This window comes from Pectobacterium artocarpous (assembly GCF_046159765.1).
Classification (GTDB): domain Bacteria; phylum Pseudomonadota; class Gammaproteobacteria; order Enterobacterales; family Enterobacteriaceae; genus Pectobacterium.
This window is the reverse complement of the sequence record NZ_JBJXVK010000025.1, coordinates 19575-38346: the sequence shown is the minus strand read 5'-3', so window position 1 is coordinate 38346 and position 18772 is coordinate 19575. Positions and strand designations below refer to the sequence as shown.

At 53.7% G+C, this 18772-nt stretch carries 17 protein-coding genes; 8 read left to right on the top strand and 9 right to left on the bottom strand.

Features of this window, described 5'->3' with window-relative positions; genetic code table 11:
- Positions 1–142: 142 nt before the first annotated feature.
- The 5 genes from lysS to xerD form a co-directional block, all read right to left on the bottom strand.
- Positions 143–1660: a lysine--tRNA ligase gene (lysS, locus tag ACKQAD_RS16025; protein ID WP_409161065.1), complete on the bottom strand. Its 1518-nt coding sequence runs from the start codon at positions 1658–1660 to the stop codon at positions 143–145.
- 9 nt (positions 1661–1669) lie between these two features.
- A protein-coding gene (gene prfB / locus ACKQAD_RS16020) for a peptide chain release factor 2 (RefSeq protein ID WP_409161064.1) occupies positions 1670–2768 on the bottom strand; the annotation gives its coding sequence in 2 pieces (ribosomal slippage) (positions 1670–2692 and positions 2694–2768; 1098 coding nt in all).
- A gap of 106 nt (positions 2769–2874) precedes the next feature.
- Positions 2875–4638, bottom strand: a complete 1764-nt coding sequence (gene recJ / locus ACKQAD_RS16015) for a single-stranded-DNA-specific exonuclease RecJ (RefSeq protein ID WP_409161063.1) — start codon at positions 4636–4638, stop codon at positions 2875–2877.
- Positions 4639–4644: 6 nt separating this feature from the next.
- On the bottom strand, positions 4645–5361 hold the full coding sequence (gene dsbC, locus ACKQAD_RS16010; protein WP_409161062.1) for a bifunctional protein-disulfide isomerase/oxidoreductase DsbC: 717 nt from the start codon (positions 5359–5361) through the stop codon (positions 4645–4647).
- A gap of 139 nt (positions 5362–5500) precedes the next feature.
- Entirely contained in the window at positions 5501–6400 is a 900-nt protein-coding gene (gene xerD / locus ACKQAD_RS16005; protein ID WP_409161061.1) for a site-specific tyrosine recombinase XerD, read from the bottom strand.
- 311 nt (positions 6401–6711) lie between these two features.
- Here xerD and ACKQAD_RS16000 point away from each other — a divergent pair, with 311 nt between their 5' ends.
- The 3 genes from ACKQAD_RS16000 (at position 6712) to ACKQAD_RS15990 (ending at position 9069) form a co-directional block, all read left to right on the top strand.
- A complete protein-coding gene (locus tag ACKQAD_RS16000) occupies positions 6712–8037 on the top strand; it encodes an MFS transporter (protein ID WP_409161060.1) in 1326 nt (441 codons plus the stop codon).
- A 161-nt stretch (positions 8038–8198) separates the two neighbouring features.
- A complete protein-coding gene (fldB, locus tag ACKQAD_RS15995) occupies positions 8199–8717 on the top strand; it encodes a flavodoxin FldB (RefSeq protein WP_039355405.1) in 519 nt (172 codons plus the stop codon).
- A 28-nt stretch (positions 8718–8745) separates the two neighbouring features.
- The gene (locus tag ACKQAD_RS15990) at positions 8746–9069 is read left to right on the top strand and encodes a hypothetical protein (protein ID WP_409161059.1); all 324 of its coding nucleotides are present in this window, start codon (positions 8746–8748) and stop codon (positions 9067–9069) included.
- Between the two features lie 65 nt (positions 9070–9134).
- On the opposite strand, the gene rlmF is transcribed toward ACKQAD_RS15990, so the two are convergent.
- From rlmF to sdhE, 3 genes are all read right to left on the bottom strand, one after another.
- Entirely contained in the window at positions 9135–10070 is a 936-nt protein-coding gene (gene rlmF, locus ACKQAD_RS15985) for a 23S rRNA (adenine(1618)-N(6))-methyltransferase RlmF (protein ID WP_409161058.1), read from the bottom strand.
- Between the two features lie 69 nt (positions 10071–10139).
- Positions 10140–10514: a protein YgfX gene (locus ACKQAD_RS15980; protein ID WP_409161099.1), complete on the bottom strand. Its 375-nt coding sequence runs from the start codon at positions 10512–10514 to the stop codon at positions 10140–10142.
- Positions 10515–10533: 19 nt separating this feature from the next.
- On the bottom strand, positions 10534–10800 hold the full coding sequence (gene sdhE, locus ACKQAD_RS15975) for an FAD assembly factor SdhE (RefSeq protein ID WP_012773340.1): 267 nt from the start codon (positions 10798–10800) through the stop codon (positions 10534–10536).
- A 242-nt stretch (positions 10801–11042) separates the two neighbouring features.
- Between sdhE and ygfZ the strand changes: the two genes are divergently transcribed.
- The gene (gene ygfZ, locus ACKQAD_RS15970) at positions 11043–12044 is read left to right on the top strand and encodes a tRNA-modifying protein YgfZ (RefSeq protein ID WP_409161057.1); all 1002 of its coding nucleotides are present in this window, start codon (positions 11043–11045) and stop codon (positions 12042–12044) included.
- Between the two features lie 267 nt (positions 12045–12311).
- Here ygfZ and trhA read toward each other — a convergent pair whose 3' ends face one another.
- Complete coding sequence (trhA, locus tag ACKQAD_RS15965) at positions 12312–12959, bottom strand: PAQR family membrane homeostasis protein TrhA (protein ID WP_409161056.1); 648 nt, start codon at positions 12957–12959, stop codon at positions 12312–12314.
- Positions 12960–13345: 386 nt separating this feature from the next.
- On the opposite strand from trhA, the gene ACKQAD_RS15960 reads away from it, so the two are divergent.
- The 4 genes from ACKQAD_RS15960 (at position 13346) to ACKQAD_RS15945 (ending at position 18741) form a co-directional block, all read left to right on the top strand.
- Positions 13346–13954: an HD domain-containing protein gene (locus ACKQAD_RS15960; protein ID WP_409161055.1), complete on the top strand. Its 609-nt coding sequence runs from the start codon at positions 13346–13348 to the stop codon at positions 13952–13954.
- A 55-nt stretch (positions 13955–14009) separates the two neighbouring features.
- Positions 14010–15014 carry a LacI family DNA-binding transcriptional regulator gene (locus ACKQAD_RS15955; RefSeq protein ID WP_409161054.1) on the top strand — a complete coding sequence of 335 codons (1005 nt, stop codon included), beginning with the start codon at positions 14010–14012 and terminating at the stop codon, positions 15012–15014.
- 225 nt (positions 15015–15239) lie between these two features.
- Positions 15240–17384 carry an alpha-galactosidase gene (locus tag ACKQAD_RS15950; protein WP_409161053.1) on the top strand — a complete coding sequence of 715 codons (2145 nt, stop codon included), beginning with the start codon at positions 15240–15242 and terminating at the stop codon, positions 17382–17384.
- 94 nt (positions 17385–17478) lie between these two features.
- Positions 17479–18741, top strand: a complete 1263-nt coding sequence (locus ACKQAD_RS15945) for an MFS transporter (RefSeq protein ID WP_409161052.1) — start codon at positions 17479–17481, stop codon at positions 18739–18741.
- The last annotated feature ends 31 nt before the right edge of the window (positions 18742–18772 follow it).

Sequence of the window (18772 nt, the reverse complement as noted above, 5' to 3'; positions counted from 1 at the left end):
ATGAATGCCTGAAAATAGCATCTTCCCCCGTCGAACAACAATCACAGAATGCGCGGGGAAAATCGCAATGATGAGATACCGGATAGCACCCATAAAAAACCGGTGCAATCGCACCGGTTTAGAAGGTTCAGCTAAAACGAACTTACTTCTGCGGACGCATCGCCGGGAACAGGATCACGTCGCGAATGGTGTGGCTGTTAGTGAACAACATCACCATACGGTCGATACCGATACCCAGACCCGCGGTCGGCGGTAGCCCGTGCTCCAGCGCCGTTACGTAGTCTTCGTCGTAGAACATCGCTTCATCATCACCCGCATCTTTGGCGTTCACCTGCTGAGCAAAACGTTCTGCCTGATCTTCGGCATCATTCAGCTCGGAGAAGCCGTTACCGATTTCACGGCCGCCGATGAAGAATTCAAAGCGATCGGTGATGTCTGGGTTTTGATCGTTACGACGCGCCAGCGGTGACACTTCCGCCGGATATTCAGTGATAAAGGTTGGTTGGATCAGGCTGCTTTCTGCCGTCTCTTCGAAAATCTCGGTCACGATACGGCCCAAGCCCCAGCTTTTTTCGATCTTAATGCCCAGAGACTGAGCGATCGCGGTCGCTTTCTCCAGATCGTCCAGATCGGCGACGTTGGTTTCAGGACGGTATTTGCAGATCGCTTCGCGCATCGTCAGCTTCTCGAACGGCTTACCGAAGTCGAATGTCTGATCGCCGTATTCCACCGTCGTCGAACCCAGCACGTCCTGCGTCAGCGTACGGAACAGGTTTTCCGTCAACACAATCAGGTCCTTATAATCGGCATACGCCATATAAAGCTCCATCATGGTGAATTCAGGGTTGTGACGTGGCGAAACACCTTCGTTACGGAAGTTACGGTTAATCTCGAACACACGCTCGAAGCCACCGACAACCAGACGCTTCAGATACAGTTCCGGCGCGATACGCAGGTACATGTCGATATCCAGCGCGTTATGGTGCGTGATGAACGGACGCGCAGACGCACCGCCGGGGATCACCTGCATCATCGGCGTTTCGACTTCCATGAAGCCGCTATCCACCATGAAGCTACGGATCGCCGCCATCACTTTGGAACGGATGCGGAAGGTATTGCGAGATTCATCGTTAGCGATCAGATCCAGATAGCGCTGACGATAACGGGTTTCCTGATCGGCCAGACCGTGGAATTTATCCGGCAGCGGACGCAGCGCTTTGGTCAACAGACGCAGTTCGGTACAGTGGATAGACAGCTCGCCCGTCTTAGTTTTGAACAGCTTACCGCGCGCGCCGAGAATATCGCCCAAATCCCACTTCTTGAACTGCTCGTTATAGATGCCTTCCGCCAGATCGTCACGGGAAACATACAGCTGAATGCGACCGCCAACGTCCTGCAAGGTCACGAAAGAGGCTTTACCCATGATGCGACGGGTCATCATACGACCCGCAACGGTCACTTCGATGCCCAGTTCTTCCAGCTCTTCGTTCTCTTTGCCATCGAACTCAGCGTGCAGACGATCGGACGTGCTGTCACGGCGGAAATCATTCGGGAAGGCAATCCCGGTTTCACGCAGCGCCACCAGCTTTTCACGACGCGTTTTTAATTCGTTATTCAGATCTTGCGCCTGATCGGCACCCTGTGATTGTGATTCAGCCATGTGAATTTCTTATAACCCCGCTTTTAAACTTGCTTCAATAAATTTGTCCAGATCGCCATCCAGTACGGCCTGAGTGTTACGTGTTTCCACTCCGGTACGTAAGTCTTTGATGCGCGAATCATCCAGAACATAGGAACGAATCTGGCTACCCCAGCCGATGTCAGATTTGTTGTCTTCCATCGCCTGTTTCTCAGCATTTTTCTTTTGCATCTCAAACTCGTACAGCTTCGCTTTCAACTGCTTCATCGCCTGATCTTTGTTTTTATGCTGGGAACGGTCATTCTGACACTGCGTGACAATGTTGGTCGGAATATGGGTAATACGCACCGCGGATTCTGTCCGGTTAACGTGCTGACCACCCGCACCCGATGCGCGGTACACGTCAATACGCAGGTCGGCTGGATTGATTTCGATATCGATATCGTCCTCAACTTCCGGGTAGACAAACGCGGAGCTGAATGAGGTGTGGCGGCGGCCGCCGGAATCGAACGGGCTCTTACGCACCAGACGGTGTACGCCGGTTTCGGTACGCAGCCAGCCAAATGCATAGTCACCGATGATCTTGATGGTGGCAGATTTCGTCCCCGCCACGTCACCGTCTGACTCTTCAATAATTTCGGTTTTAAACCCTTTGGCTTCCGCCCAACGCAGGTACATACGCACCAGCATGCTGGCCCAGTCCTGCGCTTCCGTACCGCCAGAGCCCGCCTGAATATCCAGGTAACAATCTGCACTGTCGTACTGGCCGGAGAACATGCGACGGAATTCGAGCTGGCCTAATTTATTTTCCAGCGCGTCCAGTTCTACCGAGGTTTCATTAAACGTATCTTCGTCTTCTTCTTCCACCGCGAGCTCAAGCAGACCAGCCACATCTTCCAGACCCTGAGTCAGTTGATCGATGGTGTCTACGATAGCTTCCAGCGAGGAGCGTTCTTTTCCCAATGCCTGAGCGCGTTCAGGCTCATTCCAGACATCAGGTTGTTCCAGTTCGGCGTTTACTTCTTCGAGGCGTTCTTTCTTGGCATCATAGTCAAAGATACCCCCTAAGAACGGCACTACGTTCAGACAGATCCTGAATGCGGTTTTTCACCGGATTAATTTCAAACATGATTTTTTATATTCTTACGTTAAGTCGTTGACAACGGAATGATGTAACCCACCATTCTAGCGGATAAAACGCCCGGTTTATAGACTTTCTGCCCACCGTATGTGGTTCACGCGCGCGGCCACAGATGTTGGATCATCAATTGCACCGAGCGTTTACCGCGAAACTCGTTAATATCCAGCCGGTACACCATTTCGACTTCTTTAATGCTCGGATCCGGCCAGAGGGTGGTATCGACATTGAACGCAATGCCATCTAACAGCGGCACAGCGCCTGTTGCGCCGAGCGGTTCAAACATCGCTTTCAAATGGCGCTCTTTCAGCAGGCGGGGTTGAAGAATACGGAAGCAGCCATCGAACGTCGGTTCAGGGAATGACTGCCCCCACGGCCCCGCGTAACGCAGCATTTCTGCCGTTGAGAGCAAATCCAGTTCCGGCAGCACCAGTTCGCCATCAGACCAGACAACGCCTTCAAGCTGCGACGGATCGAGCCATTCGCCAACCAGTTCGCCGAAGCGCTGACGGAAATCCTCAAACCGATCTTCATGCAGAGACAGCCCTGCCGCCATCGCGTGTCCGCCGAATTTCTGCATCATACCGGGATACAGCGTATCCAGCCGCTCCAGCGCATCGCGCAGATGCAAGCCGGAAATGGAACGCCCGGACCCTTTCAGCATGCCGTCACCCGCAGGAGCAAAGGCAATCACAGGGCGATGAAAACGCTCTTTAATGCGTGAAGCCAGAATACCCACAACACCCTGATGCCATTCCGGGTGGTACATCGCCAGACCATAAGGCAATTCAGTGCGGGTGCGCTCCAGCGATTCACACAGGCGCAGCGCTTCTGCCTGCATCCCCTGCTCGATCTCCCGCCGATCCTGATTCAACGCATCTAAATCATTCGCCAGCATGCGCGCCTGAGTAATATCGTTACTCAATAACAGCTCAACGCCGACCGTCATGTCATCCAGCCGACCAGCGGCATTCAGCCGTGGCCCAAGCGCAAAACCTAAATCGCTGGCGACCAGTTGGCTGGCATCGCGGTTCGCCACTTCCAGCAGCGCCCGAATACCCGGGCGGCATTCGCCCGCACGAATGCGGTTCAGCCCCTGCGCGACCAGAATTCGGTTATTAGCATCCAGCGGCACCACATCTGCGACCGTACCCAGCGCCACCAGATCCAGCAATTCGGTGAGGTTCGGCTTCGCCAGCCCCTGTTGCGTAAACAAGGGTTGCGTAAACCAGTCACTATTACGCAAGCGCACAAACAGCGCCATCATCAGGTAAAACGCGACACCCACGCCCGCCAGCGCCTTGGAGGGAAACTGACAGTCAGGCAGATTAGGGTTAATCATGGCGTCGGCGGCTGGCAGAATTTCACCCGGCAGATGGTGATCGGTCACCAGCACGGCAATACCACGCCGATGAGCATCCTCGACACCCGCGTGAGAAGAGATCCCGTTATCCACGGTCACAATCACTTCTGCACCCAGTGCGGCGGCCTGCGCCACCACTTCCGGGCTTAGTCCGTAGCCGTCTTCAAAACGGTTCGGCACCAGATATTTCACGTTCACGCCGCCCATACTGCGCAGTGCCAGCACGGTGAGCGCGGTGCTGGTGGCACCATCGGCATCAAAATCGCCAACGATGACGATGCAGCGCTTCTCGGCCAGTGTGTGTTGCAGCAGATCGACCGCTTTATCAATCCCGCTTAACAACCGGTAATTGAGCAAACCGCTCAGGCGATGTTCCAGCTCCTGAGCGCCTTTCACGCCGCGCTGCGCATAGAGGCGACGTAGCAAAGGCGGAACGGTGTCAGGTAAATCAATGTCCTCCGCCAACGGACGCCGACGGAGTTGGGTAATCATATCCACGTAGCATTAACCGCCGGTTTTCTTCGAGGCTTTATGTTCTTCCAGCATCGCCAGCATTTCTTTCGGCCCTTGGTACCCCGGCACGACCAGCCCGTCTTGCAGCACGATGGCGGGGGTGCCCTGCACGCCGAACTGTATGCCCAGTTGGTAATGCGCGGCGATATCCGTTTTACACGTTGCTGGCGAGATCGCATCGCCCTTCATCGCGTTATCAAACGCGGCATTGCGATCGGCCACGCACCAGATGGACTGCATATCTTTTGCGGCTGGCGATTTCATGCCCTGACGCGGGAATGCCAGATAGCGCACGGTAATGCCCAGCGCGTTGTAATCTTTCATCTGCTCATGCAGTTTGTGGCAATAACCGCAGGTGATGTCAGTGAAAACGGTAATAACGTGTTTTTCCTGTGCGGCTTTATACACAATCATCTGTTCTTGTAACGCATCCAGCTTGCCGATCAGGATTTTATTGGTGGTGTTGACTGGCATAGTACCGCTCACGTCGTAAAGCGGGCCTTGCAGCAAATGCTTGCCGTCTTCACTGATGTACAACACGCCGCTATCGGTAATGACGGTTTTCATACCCGCCAGCGGCGAAGGCAGGATTTCCGCCCCTTGCATCTCCAGACGCGTCAATGTCTGTTTGATCGCGGCATCATCGGCGTGGGCAAAATTGGTTGCCGTCGCGCTCAGTAAAGAAAGCAGTAATAACCCTTTTTTCATTTTATCAATCCTGTTTGTGTCGCAACGTCATGGTAAATACGTCGCTCGTAGCAATACGCCGGGGTGGTTGGCGAGAGGTTTCGCCGGCCAGATAACATCCTGTTACTCTGTATAATGACTCGATTGGTTACGCTATCCCCTATGCGCGCGGATGGTGCTGCTGGTGAAGCTGCTTCAGCCGCTCCGTCGCCACATGGGTATAAATTTGCGTCGTGGAAAGATCGCTGTGCCCTAAGAGCATCTGTACGACCCGTAAATCCGCGCCGTGGTTCAATAAATGGGTAGCAAACGCGTGACGCAAGACGTGCGGCGAGAGCTTTTCGCTATCAATGGACGCCAGTACCGCATAATACTTGATGCGATGCCAGAACGTCTGGCGCGTCATTTGCCGTGCGCGATTGCTGGGAAACAGTACATCCAGCGTTTGCCCATTCAGCAGCCACGGGCGACCGTGCTCCAGATAATACTCGATCCAGTACACCGCTTCTTCACCAAGCGGCACCAGCCGTTCTTTATTGCCTTTCCCCAGCACGCGTACCACGCCCTGCCGCAGGCTGACATCACTCATCGTCAAACCGACCAGTTCGGAAACACGTAGCCCCGTCGCATACAATACCTCAAGCATGGCCTTATCGCGTAACTCTAGCGGTTGTTCAATGCTCGGGGCGTTGAGCAATGCATCAACCTGCGCCTCGCTCAAATCTTTGGGTAAACGCTGCGGCAGTTTCGGGGACGATAGCACGGCGCTGGGATCGTCGCTGCGCAACTTTTCCCGATAAAGGTACTGGAAAAAGCGACGCATCGCACTCAACAAACGGGCCGAACTGGTCGCCTTGTAGCCGCCATCAACCCTATCCGCGAGAAACGCCTGAAGATCGAGCGCCTGCGCCTGTAGCAAATCGTTGTCATGATGTGCAAGCCATTCCGCCAGTGCACGCAAATCCAATCGATAAGACGCCAGCGTATTCTCGACCAGATTTCTTTCCAGCCACAGCGCATCGAGAAACTGCTCGATAAGCGCCTGATCGTGTTCTTGCATCGCCGTGTCCCTCTTCACTGATTGGCAATATTATGCCGATGAGGCGGCGATTTTACATCTTCATTAAGGCTGTCTTCTCTCGCAGAAAGAATTGTGTGTGATCTCACATATTCCGTGAACCTCAACATCACCATAACATTCTCCGGCAAAAATCAGACCACAGCACATTATATTTTACGTATCGCTCATATATCGGAACAGGCTCCTTGGAGCCGCGTATCCTCTGGCATTGCCCTTACTGAATCAACGTTGAAAAGCCGATTTTTCTATGCGTAGAATGGCCGTTCGTGTTGTTAAAATAAAGAAACATTATGCAAGCCACCGTCACTCCCACTCTCGATGCCGAAGCGGAAGCACCACCCGTAAACTCACGCAACAAAGTGATTGTTGCGTCACTCATTGGCACCGCTATCGAATTTTTCGATTTTTATATCTATGCCACCGCTGCGGTGTTGATTTTCCCGCACATTTTCTTCCCGCAGGGCGATCCAACGGCCGCGACGCTACAGTCGCTGGCCACCTTTGCGATTGCCTTTGTGGCTCGCCCTATTGGCTCGGCAGTCTTCGGTCACTTCGGTGACCGCGTCGGACGTAAAGTCACGCTGGTCGCCTCTCTGCTGACCATGGGGGTTTCAACCGTTCTGATTGGACTATTACCTACCTACGAGACCATTGGTATTTTTGCACCGATTCTGCTGGCACTGGCGCGCTTCGGTCAGGGGCTGGGTCTGGGCGGTGAATGGGGCGGTGCGGCGCTGCTGGCGACCGAAAATGCCCCGTCCCATAAACGTGCGCTGTATGGGTCGTTCCCCCAGCTTGGCGCACCGATTGGCTTCTTCTTCGCAAACGGTACCTTCCTGCTGTTGTCCTGGCTGCTGACGGAAGAGCAGTTCATGACCTGGGGCTGGCGCGTGCCGTTCGTGGCGTCCGCCGCGCTGGTGCTGGTTGGCCTGTATGTCCGTATCTCTCTGCATGAAGCCCCGGTGTTTACCAAAGCGGTTAAAGCCGGTAAGCAGGTGCGTATGCCGCTGGGGACGCTGCTTAGTAAGCACATGAAAGTCACGATCCTCGGCACCTTCATCATGCTGGCGACCTATACGCTGTTCTACATCATGACCGTTTACTCCATGACGTACGGTACAGCGCCTGAACCTAAAGGGCTTGGCTTCTCGCGTAACAGTTTCCTGTTGATGCTGATGATTGCGGTGATCGGCTTTGGTCTGATGGTGCCGGTAGCGGGTTACCTGGCGGATGCCTTTGGCCGCCGTAAGACCATGATTACCATCACCTGCCTCATGATCGTCTTCGCCATGCTGTTCCCTTATATGCTCGGTTCGGGCAACCAAGTATTGGTGATGGGCTTTCTGGTGCTGGGTCTGAGCATCATGGGGCTAACGTTCGGCCCGATGGGTGCCCTGCTACCGGAGTTGTTCCCGACGGAAGTACGCTACACCGGCGCGTCATTCTCCTATAACGTCTCATCAATTCTGGGGGCATCAGTCGCACCGTATATCGCAGCGTGGCTGACGGCCAATTACGGTCTGTTCTACGTCGGTGTTTATCTGGCGGCCATGGCGTCACTGACGCTGATTGCACTGCTGGCGACCAGAGAAACGCGCCACCAGTCTCTGGGATAAATGTCCCCTCAGTGAGGGTCACGGCCCTCACTGCACCTTTCCTTACTCCTGTTCTCCTTTTAGAATACCGACATCCTGCGGCATCATTCGCCCGTCACGTTATCTCTGTGGCCTGAGTCGAACGCGCCCTTACTGATAAAAATTGTTTATAAGCACTCACTATGAAAATCGGTCTGTTTTACGGCTCAAGCACCTGTTACACCGAAATGGCGGCGGAAAAGATTCGCGACATTCTGGGCGAAGAACTGGTGGATCTGCACAACGTTAAGGACGTCGATCCTCAACGAATGGAAGATTACAGTACGCTGATTCTCGGCATCCCAACCTGGGATTTCGGTGAGATTCAGGAAGACTGGGAGAACATCTGGGGTCAATTAGCGACGCTAAACCTCAAAGGCAAAGTCGTCGCGCTCTACGGTATGGGCGACCAGCTTGGCTATAGCGAATGGTTTCTTGATGCGCTGGGCATGCTGCATGACCAACTGCTGCCGCTGGGTGTCACATTCGTTGGATACTGGCCGACAGAAGGCTATGATTTCATCAGTCCGAAACCGCTGACTGCCGACGGCAAACACTTTGTCGGACTGGCGCTGGACGAAGTGAACCAATACGATCTTAGCGATGAACGGCTGGAACAGTGGTGCGAACAGATCCTGCAAGAGATGGCGTCACTACTGTAAATAGTATTAACCGACGGGAGTAAGCACGATGAAAATGTTACTCATAGCAGTCACAGGATTGTTGCTTGCCGGGTGCGCTCAAACAGGCACGCAGGAATACGCCAGAAATCTGGGCGGGAAATGCGATGTACCGCAATATTACGATATCGATTTCTCAAGGTTTGATGAGACAGCCCAGCAAATCGCGCACGCGACGGGTTGCGGCATCATCACCGATACCACGCTGACTGGCGCGATTAAGCCGCATCCCGTTAAAGGTTATCTAACCAGACGGGAAGCCGTGTTTATGGCGATTCAGGGGACGTCGCTGAAGGTGACCCAGCAGGAACCGGATACGATTACCGTTGAATAAAACCTTCACAGATATCTTTGCGACAACGCTCTGTGAAGGTTGATGTTCGTGAAGATTAAAGCAGCTTAGCGCTTTTGTAACCAGCGGGTACGCGCAGCGGTATCAAGGAAACTCCACGCGACAAAGCGGCTTTGTTTCTGGCCTTGCGCCATATCGATGGTTTTGACCTTTTCCGCATCAACCGCTTCCAGCGCGCGGTAAATCTCCGGCAGGTTCTCTTTACGTGACACCAGCGACGTAAACCACAGGCACTGACGGGAAAAACCGGCGCTCTCCTTGATCATCTGACCAATAAAAGCTGACTCGCCGCCTTGGCACCACAGCTCATCCTGCTGGCCGCCAAAATTCAGCGGTGAGCGTTTATCCAGCCCCAGATTATGCAGTTTGCGCTGCGTTCCCTGACGCGCATCCTCAGCGGAGGCGTGGAACGGCGGATTACACATGACCGCATCAAACGTATCATTCTTATGAATGATACCAGCGAGTATCGCTTTGCTGCTTTTCTGACGACGCAGACGAATCGCCCGATTCAAACCGGGGTTCGCCTCAATCGTTTGGTTAGCCGCTTTCATCGCTAGCGGATTAATTTCGCTACCGGTAAAACGCCAGCCGTATTCACGATGCCCAATCAGCGGATAAATACAGTTGGCGCCGCAGCCGATATCCAACACGGAAGCCTCGCGTGGCACCACCGAGCGGTTATCTTCCGCCAGCAAATCAGCCAGATGGTGAATGTAGTCGGCACGGCCGGGAATCGGCGGGCACAGAAAACCGTCTGGAATCGTCCAGTAGTCAATTTGATAAAAATGCTGCAACAGCGCCTGATTCAGCGCTTTCACCGCTTCGGGGTTAGCGAAGTCGATTGACTCATCACCGTAGGCATTTACCGTTACAAACGGAGTCAGCGCAGGGTAGCTCTGTTTGAGCGCGGGGAAATCATAACGATCGCGATGGCGATTACGAGGATGCAGACCATTTTTTTGCACTGCGGGCTTAGTCATCAGTGATATCCAATCAATTTCAAAATACGGCCAGACGATGACCAAATAAAAAATATATCCAACGTGCAGCTATCTCGCCCAGTGTTTCTGCTGCAAAAGAAACTGACGTAGATGACGCCACTCGTCATCTCCCATGCAGTCCGATGCCAGCCACAGCTGTTGTCTGCCTTTATCGTTAACAGCCTGCAATGACAGCAATACGCCATTTTTCAGCAACCACGGTCGTTTAACGATCTGCCATTCCTGCTGCCGCCAGCTCAGGGTAGTTTCGCTGAGCAGCACGATTTCCCCCTGTAAGGATTTGATATTCCTTTGGCTACGGATAAAACCGAACATTACCATTGTGACCAGACACAGCCACAGCCATGCATAACCTTCCGGCCACGGCGCCAGAAGAGTGAGCAATACTAAGAGGCCATGCACAACCAATGACAACAGTTGCATGCGCCAGGAAACGCGCAGATCACATTGCCACTGGGCCACGATCTTTATTTCGCGTCTGAATAAGAGAAATCATGCGTTTCAGCTCTCCGTCTTTCGGCTCGCCGTGGTTCATCAGCCAGTTGAATAAATCGGGATCGTCACTTTGTAACAGACGTACAAACGTGCGCTTATCGCTGTCACTGAGTGTGTCATAGTCATGCTCAAAAAACGGCATGATCGCGATATCCAGTTCGCGCATACCACGGCGGCATGCCCAATGAATGCGTGATTTATTATCGATTTCCATGTTTCATGTCCACCTTGTTATCGCAACGTGCGGCTAGTGTACTCCGATTCCGGTAGCGGGTATCAACTAATAGTAACATTTTGACATAGTAACATTTTGACATAGTTTACCCGCGTGCGCCGCGCCGAACAGCAGCAGGATGTGCTATGCAATAACGCTGCGTGAATAACCACTTGCAAACCCTGAACGCTCTTTTACCATTAAGCCATTCGGGCATCCCCCTTAGCGCAGGATTGTACTATATGGTTAACCAACATACGGCTCATCAACTTCCTTTTGCCTCACAACCTTTATTGGCTTCCGCCCAACTGGCCGCCACGCTCATCTCGCTGGATGACTGGGCGCTGGCCACGGTGGTTGGGCCGGATACCGTCAAATACCTTCAGGGGCAGGTCACCGCAGATGTCAGCGTGCTTGCTGACGATCGGCACGTCCTTTGCGCGCACTGCGATGCGAAAGGGAAAATGTGGAGCAACCTGCGTCTGTTCCATCACGGCGAAGGCTTTGCTTTCATTGAGCGTCGTAACCTGCGCGACACCCAGCTTAGCGAACTGAAAAAATACGCCGTTTTCTCGAAAACAACGATTGCACCGAACGACAATGCCGTACTGCTGGGCGCGGCAGGGGCGGGCATCCGCGAACTATTGGCCTCTGTATTTAGCCAACTTCCAGATACCGAGCACCCAGTCGTGCAGCACGAAGGGGCAACCTTACTGCATTTTGCCCATCCAGCAGAACGTTTCCTGCTGGTACTGTATCCTGAGCAAAGTGCGTCACTGCTTGAGCAACTTGGCGATAAAGTCAGTCTGAATGACAGCCGCCAGTGGCTGACGCTGGATATCGAAGCAGGCCAGCCAATCATTGACAGCGCAAACAGTGCGCAGTTCATCCCGCAAGCGACGAATTTACAGGCATTAAATGGGATTAGCTTCAGCAAAGGGTGCTATGCCGGTCAGGAAATGGTGGCGCGGGCAAAATATCGTGGTGCGAACAAGCGTGCGCTTTACTGGCTGGCAGGTAAGGCCAATCAGCTCCCGCAAGCGGGGGACGACCTCGAATTACAGCTCGGCGAAAACTGGCGCCGTACCGGTACGGTGTTGGCAGCCAGCCAATTGCAGAACGGTGAGGTGTGGGTACAGGCCGTGTTGAATAACGATCTCACCGCGGAGAACGTCCTGCGCGTACGCGAAGATGCCGACAGCCAACTCACGGTTCAGCCGCTGCCGTATGAAATAACGGATTAATTCGACGAGTTAAGCCACAGTATGAATATGGTAAATCTCTCCTCAGAACGATAACAGTGATAATGGAATAGAAGAGTAAAGCGTCCGCGACAGGGACAAAAGCGTCAGGAACGCTTTTGAACGTCGTTTACGACGGCACTGAAAGGGTGAATCTCAGGGATGAGATTCATATCCGAGCGGCTCGAGCGTACAGGGAGGTATTCACCGCGTCTTTACGATCTATCCATTATCACTGCACGCCATACGTTTCAGGCAAGCATTCGAAGATTAAATATAAAGATAAATCGCCAGAAAGTGGCAGACGCTGCCGCCCAGCACAAAGCCGTGCCAGATCGCGTGATTATAGGGAATGCGCTTGCAGGCGTAGAAAATCACCCCCAGCGTATACACCACGCCGCCCACCGCCAGCAACGTCACGCTCCCCGCTGCCAGCTTCATTACCATCTGGTAAATCACCACCAACGACAGCCAACCCATCACCAGATAGGTAATCAATGACAACACTTCAAAACGGTGGGCAAACGCCAGTTTGAAAATCACGCCCAGCAGCGCCATTCCCCAGATAACGACCATCAGACCATGCGCCAACGGTGAATCCAGCCCCACCAGCAAAAACGGCGTATAGGTTCCGGCAATCAACAGATAGATAGCGCAGTGGTCGAATTTTTTCAGCCACGGCTTAATACGCTGAGATGGGATCGCGTGGTACAACGTTGAGGCCAAAAACAGTAGGATAATACTGCCACCATAGAGGCTGTAGCTGGTGATCGCCACGTTGCCAGCATCATTGTTGACAGCCTGCACCAGTAGCAGAACCAGGCCAACAATCCCGAAAATCACACCGATTCCGTGGCTTATGCTATTCGCAATTTCCTCGGCCAGAGAGTATTCCGGCACCTGTGTATTTTTTGACATCAATAAATTCCGCAGTCGCGTGTTCTGACATTATTTTTTCCATCTTTCGCGCTGTTTTATACAAGATGAAACAGACGCAGGTGTTTAACCTTTGAGCAGATTAACTGAGAATAGTTTCAGTGTACACGTGTAAGCTAGAAAATTATTTTTGCCTTCTCCTGAAACGGGAACGCACTTAACGCGTAATCATTCATGTCAATCTCAGGCAACATCCCCTACAATGATCGGCTTCGATATTTCCCTATATTTTTAAGGGCTATGCCGTTTTTACCGGTTCTTTACGCTAACGGTCATCCGGTTCTGACGCTCACAGCACCTTCCTGTAGTTTTGGTTTTCACTGCATGATTTTTACTGCATCGTTTTCACTGCAAGAGGTAAGCGTTTCATGTCATCTTCCCCATCTACTCTGAATTTCGGTTCTATGACCGATGTTTTCAGCTTTTTGATAGAAATCGATAAATTAAAAAGCGTGCAGCGCCGTAACAAAATCATCGGTAGCGAACGCCACGAAGATTCAGCCGAACACAGTTGGCATTTCGCCGTTGCGGCAATGGCGCTAGCCCCTTATGCGGGTAAAGGCGTCGATATTCAGCGTGTTATCCAAATGGCGCTGATTCACGACATCGTCGAAATCGATGCAGGCGATGTGATCGTTTACGATCTCTCTGCTCGTCTGGCGATTCACGATCAGGAAGTCGCTGCCGCCGCCCGTATCTTTGGCCTGCTACCGGAGCCACAGCGTCAACAATTCCACGATTTGTGGGAAGAGTACGAAGCCAATGAAACCCCCAGCGCCCAGTTCGCCATGATGCTCGATCGCGTCATGCCGATGCTGATGAACCTGTCCAACGGCGGTCAAAGCTGGGTAGAAAATGGCATCCGTCTGGAGCAGGTTCTTGGCCGCGCCGAATTCATCGCCACCATCAACCCAGAACTGTGGCACTACCTGAAGCTGCATCTGGAAGACGCCAAAACCAAAGGCTGGTTGCTATAATGCGGTTTTCCCGCTAGACCGCCCCATCGCCGGGCATGCACGTCAGGAGAGGGTGATGTCGTTAAAAACAATCGCGAATAATCTGAGTTTGTCCGTGGCGGCGGTGAGCCGTGCTCTAAACGGTCATCGGGATATCTCCGACGCCACGCGCCAGCGTATTCAAGAAGAAGCAGAGCGTATTGGGTATCGCCCCAATACTCATGCGCGTCGCCTGAAAATGGGTAAAAGCAACGCCGTCGGGCTGGTCTATCCCTACGCCTCCTCTCTGAGTAACGATATCTTTTTTGAGATGATTGGCGCGATCAGTCGCAAGCTGGCACAGCATGAGGTCGATTTTCTCCTGCTAGCTGACGAGCAAGATGCCTGTCAGAGTGCCGCCCGGTTGATCGCCAGCCGCCGGATCGACGCGTTGATCGTGGCGCATACATGCGAACAGGATGCACGACTGACGCTACTGCAACGTAGCAATGTGCCTTTTCTGGCGCTGGGGCGCAGCCAGCTCCCTCACCCTTACGCCTGGTTCGATTTTGACAACCGCACGGGCATGGCGCTGGCGACCGAACACCTGCTTGAACTCGGCCATCGCCGTATCGCTATGTTAAGTGAAGACCACCCGCAGGCGTTTATCATGCAGCGTCGTCAAGGCTATCGCGATACCCTGCAACGCCACGGCCTGCCGTTTCACGACGCCTATCTGCGCTGTGTTAACCCCACGCGCCGCGCGGGCTATCAGGCCATGCTCGACCTTCTGGCGTTGCCTGAACCACCCACCGCTATCGTGATGGATGGCAACGTCCACGGCGATGGCGCTGTCGCCGCGTTGCAGCAGGCCGGTCGCCTTTCCGGTTCACATCCAATCGCATTAGTGATGTATGACGGCTTGCCACAGGACAGCCTGACCGACCTCAACGTGACAGCCATCGAGCAAGCAACACGTGAGCAGGTTGGCGAACAGATTGCCAGTATGATGCAAGCGCTCATCGCGGGCGAATCCGTAGAAAACTTGCAGGTGTTATGGCAGCCAACGTTACGCCTCGGTAAAACGAGTTTTCCCGCCTAATCGATTCTGCTCTCTGCCACATTTCATATAAAGCCATCGGTTGATGTGCTACGCCAGCCGTCAGAGAGATGCCCTTCACATCTTCATCGCAACCTTTTTCTATTTCGTGGCAATTATTTTAACAACATCACACTTCTTAAACGTTTAAGTTGATGACTTAAACGTTTAAGTTTTCACTGAGATCCACTATTCGTTATTGAGTCATCGTAATTTGGAGTCTTCCTCATGAAGCGTGATATTGTCCAATTAACCAGCGCGCAGTGCGATGTCATCGTACGCTGCGCCCCGGCAGCAGAAATTCTCTACTGGGGGCCACGGCTGCGTGGTTTTTCGCCAGAAGATATCATTTCTCTACAACGCCCTGTCGCTAACGGTCGTCTGGATGTGGATCTTCCTCTAACGCTGGCGATGGAATACGGGCGTGGCCAGTTCGGTTCACCGGGTATTGAGGGACACCGTTCAGGCTATGACGCCGCGCCGATCTTCACGACGACGCAGACTGACGTTCAGGACAATACGCTCACCATCACGGCGGAAGATGCACAGGCAGGGCTTCGCCTGGTCAGCGAGCTGCGTCTGGATCCGCAGACCGATGTATTGCAACTGCGCCATACGCTAGAGAATCTGCGTGCGGATGCCTGGCAAGTACAGCGCCTCGCCGTCACGCTGCCCGTCCCAGAACGGGCGAGCGACGTTATGGCGTTCCACGGCCGCTGGCTGCGCGAGTTTCAGACCCACCGCCTCACGTTGCAGCACGGCGGTTTTATTCAGGAAAGCCGTCGGGGAAGAAGTTCCCACGAGTATTTCCCCGCCTTTATCCTTGGCGAGTCCGCATTCAGCGAAGAGCGTGGCGCTGTCTGGGGTGTGCATTTAGGCTGGAGCGGCAACCACCGCTTGCGTGCCGATATCAAAACGGATGGCCGTCGCGTCGTACAGGCGGAAGCCCTGTATCTGCCGGGTGAAATCACGCTGGCACAGTCGGAATCCCTCACCACGCCGTGGGTCTACGCCGCCTTCTCCGATGCCGGTTTAAACGGCATGAGCCAGCGCTATCACACCTTCTTGCGCCAGTCCCTGATCTCATTCTGCGGCGATAAACCACGTCCGGTACACCTCAATACGTGGGAAGGGATCTATTTCGATCATGACCCCGAGTACATCATGCAGATGGCGAGCAAAGCCGCCGACGTCGGCGTAGAGCGCTTTATTATCGATGACGGTTGGTTCCGTGGACGTCACCATGACCAAGCCGCACTCGGCGACTGGTATCTGGACGAGGAAAAATACCCTAACGGGCTGATGCCCGTGATTGAGCATGTCAAAGCCTTGGGAATGGAGTTCGGCATTTGGGTCGAACCGGAGATGATTAACCCCGATTCCGACCTGTTTCGTGCCCATCCCGACTGGGTACTGCAATTGCCCGGCTACGCGCAGCCAACGGGTCGCTACCAGTACGTACTGAATTTAAACCAGCCCGACGCCTTCGCTTACCTGCTGGAGCGACTGAGCTGGTTGTTGGGTGAACACCCAATCGATTATGTAAAATGGGATATGAACCGTGAGCTGGTGCAGCCGGGTCATGAGAGGCGTCTGGCCGCCGATGCGCAAACCCGTCAGTTCTATCGTCTGCTTGATACCCTGCGCCAGCGTTTTCCCCATGTCGAATTTGAATCCTGCGCCTCCGGCGGCGGCCGCATCGACTACGGTGTGTTGGAGCGAACCCAGCGTTTCTGGGTGTCAGATAATAACGACGCGCTGGAGCGCCAGACCATCCAGCGCGGTATGAGCTACTTCTTCCCACCGGAGGTGATGGGGCAGCACATCGGGCATGCCCGCTGCCACGCCACGTATCGACGTCATACCCTCGCCTTTCGCGGCTTGACAGCGTTGTTCGGCCACATGGGCATCGAGCTGGATCCCGTGAAGGCCGATGACGACGAGTTGGAAGGCTATCGCCACTACATCCAGTTGCATAAAACGCTGCGCCCACTGCTGCACAGCGGCACTACCTGGCGGGTCGATATGCCGGACGATACGACGCAGGTCACTGGCGTAGTCAGCCACGATCGCCAGCATGCCGTTTTCCAGATAGCCCAGTTGCGTATGCCAGATTATTCACTGGCGGGTACGCTACGCTTCCCCGGCCTGCTGCCTGACGCACGCTATGAAGTCACTCTGCTGGACGGCCCGGAAATCAAAACGGTACGAGAAGGCGGTGGCACCATGCGTAAACTGCCGCCCTGGTTACGTCAGCCGATCGTGGTTTCTGGCGACTGGCTGATGCAGGCGGGCCTTGCCCTACCCGTCCTCACGCCGGAAACCGCCATTCTGGTCGCACTTTCCGCAGTAGCAGAGACGGCTGGCAGCTAGCCTCTTCACTTGCTCTAGACATTCGCAACACGACCGCGCGGGACAGCAGCGTCCCGCGTCATGATGCTCGCTACCCTCTTGGGGGGAAATAAAGATGCCTACCACTTCGTGCTACTACAAAAATAACCGTAACTTCTGGATTTTCGGCGCGTTCTTCTTTCTTTATTTTTTTATCATGGCAACGTGCTTTCCGTTTTTGCCGATTTGGCTGGCGGACGTTATCGGGCTTAACAAGACCGATACTGGCATCGTTTTTTCCTTCCTGTCCCTGTTCGCAATTCTGTTCCAGCCTTTCCTCGGCATTCTGTCCGACAAGCTGGGCATGAAGAAGCACCTGCTCTGGGTGATCGCTGTGCTGTTGCTCTTCTTTGCCCCTTTCTTTTTGTATGTCTTCGCCCCGCTTTTAAAAATCAACGTGATACTGGGTGCTTTAGTCGGCGGCCTGTATATCGGGTTCTCTTTCAGTGCGGGTGCCGGAGCCATTGAAGCCTATATCGAACGCATCAGCCGACAGCATCACTTTGAGTACGGCAAGGCGCGCATGTTTGGCTGTTTTGGCTGGGGAATTTGCGCCTCAACGGCAGGCATGTTGTTTAACATCAACCCCGATATCGTGTTCTGGATGGGATCCGGCGCAGCTATTATCTTGATCGTGCTGCTGTGCCTGGCAAAGACGGAAAACAATTCAACCGCGACCGTCATAGAGTCGCTCGGTGCCAACGCCTCGCCTTTTAGTGTAAAGCTGGCATTAGGTCTGCTGGCCAACCGTCAGTTCTGGCTGCTGGTGCTCTACGTGGTTGGTGTCGCCTGTATTTATGACGTCTACGATCAGCAATTCGCCAATTTCTTCAAATCGTTCTTTAGTTCACAGGAACAGGGCAACCAGATCTTTGGTTTTGTCACCACCACCGGGGAAGCGGCGAATGCGCTGGTGATGTTCTGCACGCCGTGGCTAATCGGTCGGATCGGCGCTAAAAATGCGCTGCTGGTGGCAGGAACGATTATGTCGATCAGGATTTTGGGGTCGGCCTGCGCCACGTCCGTCACAGAAGTTATCATCCTGAAAATGCTGCACGCCTTTGAAGTGCCGCTGCTGCTTATCGGGATCTTCAAATACATCGCCAATACGTTTGATTCACGCTTGTCGGCCACGATTTATCTGGTGGGCTTCCAGTTCGCCAAACAGTTCATGGCGATATTCCTCTCCTCCGTGGCGGGCAATCTGTACGACCGCATCGGCTTCAACCAGACTTACCTTATTCTGGGGGGTATCGCGCTCACTTTTACCGCGCTCTCCGCCTTTACCCTCTCATTATCACGTAGCTCGGCGGGGATGAGTTCTCAGGCTGCGCATTAAAGGTGATCCCACCCCGTTGCGTCAGTATCAA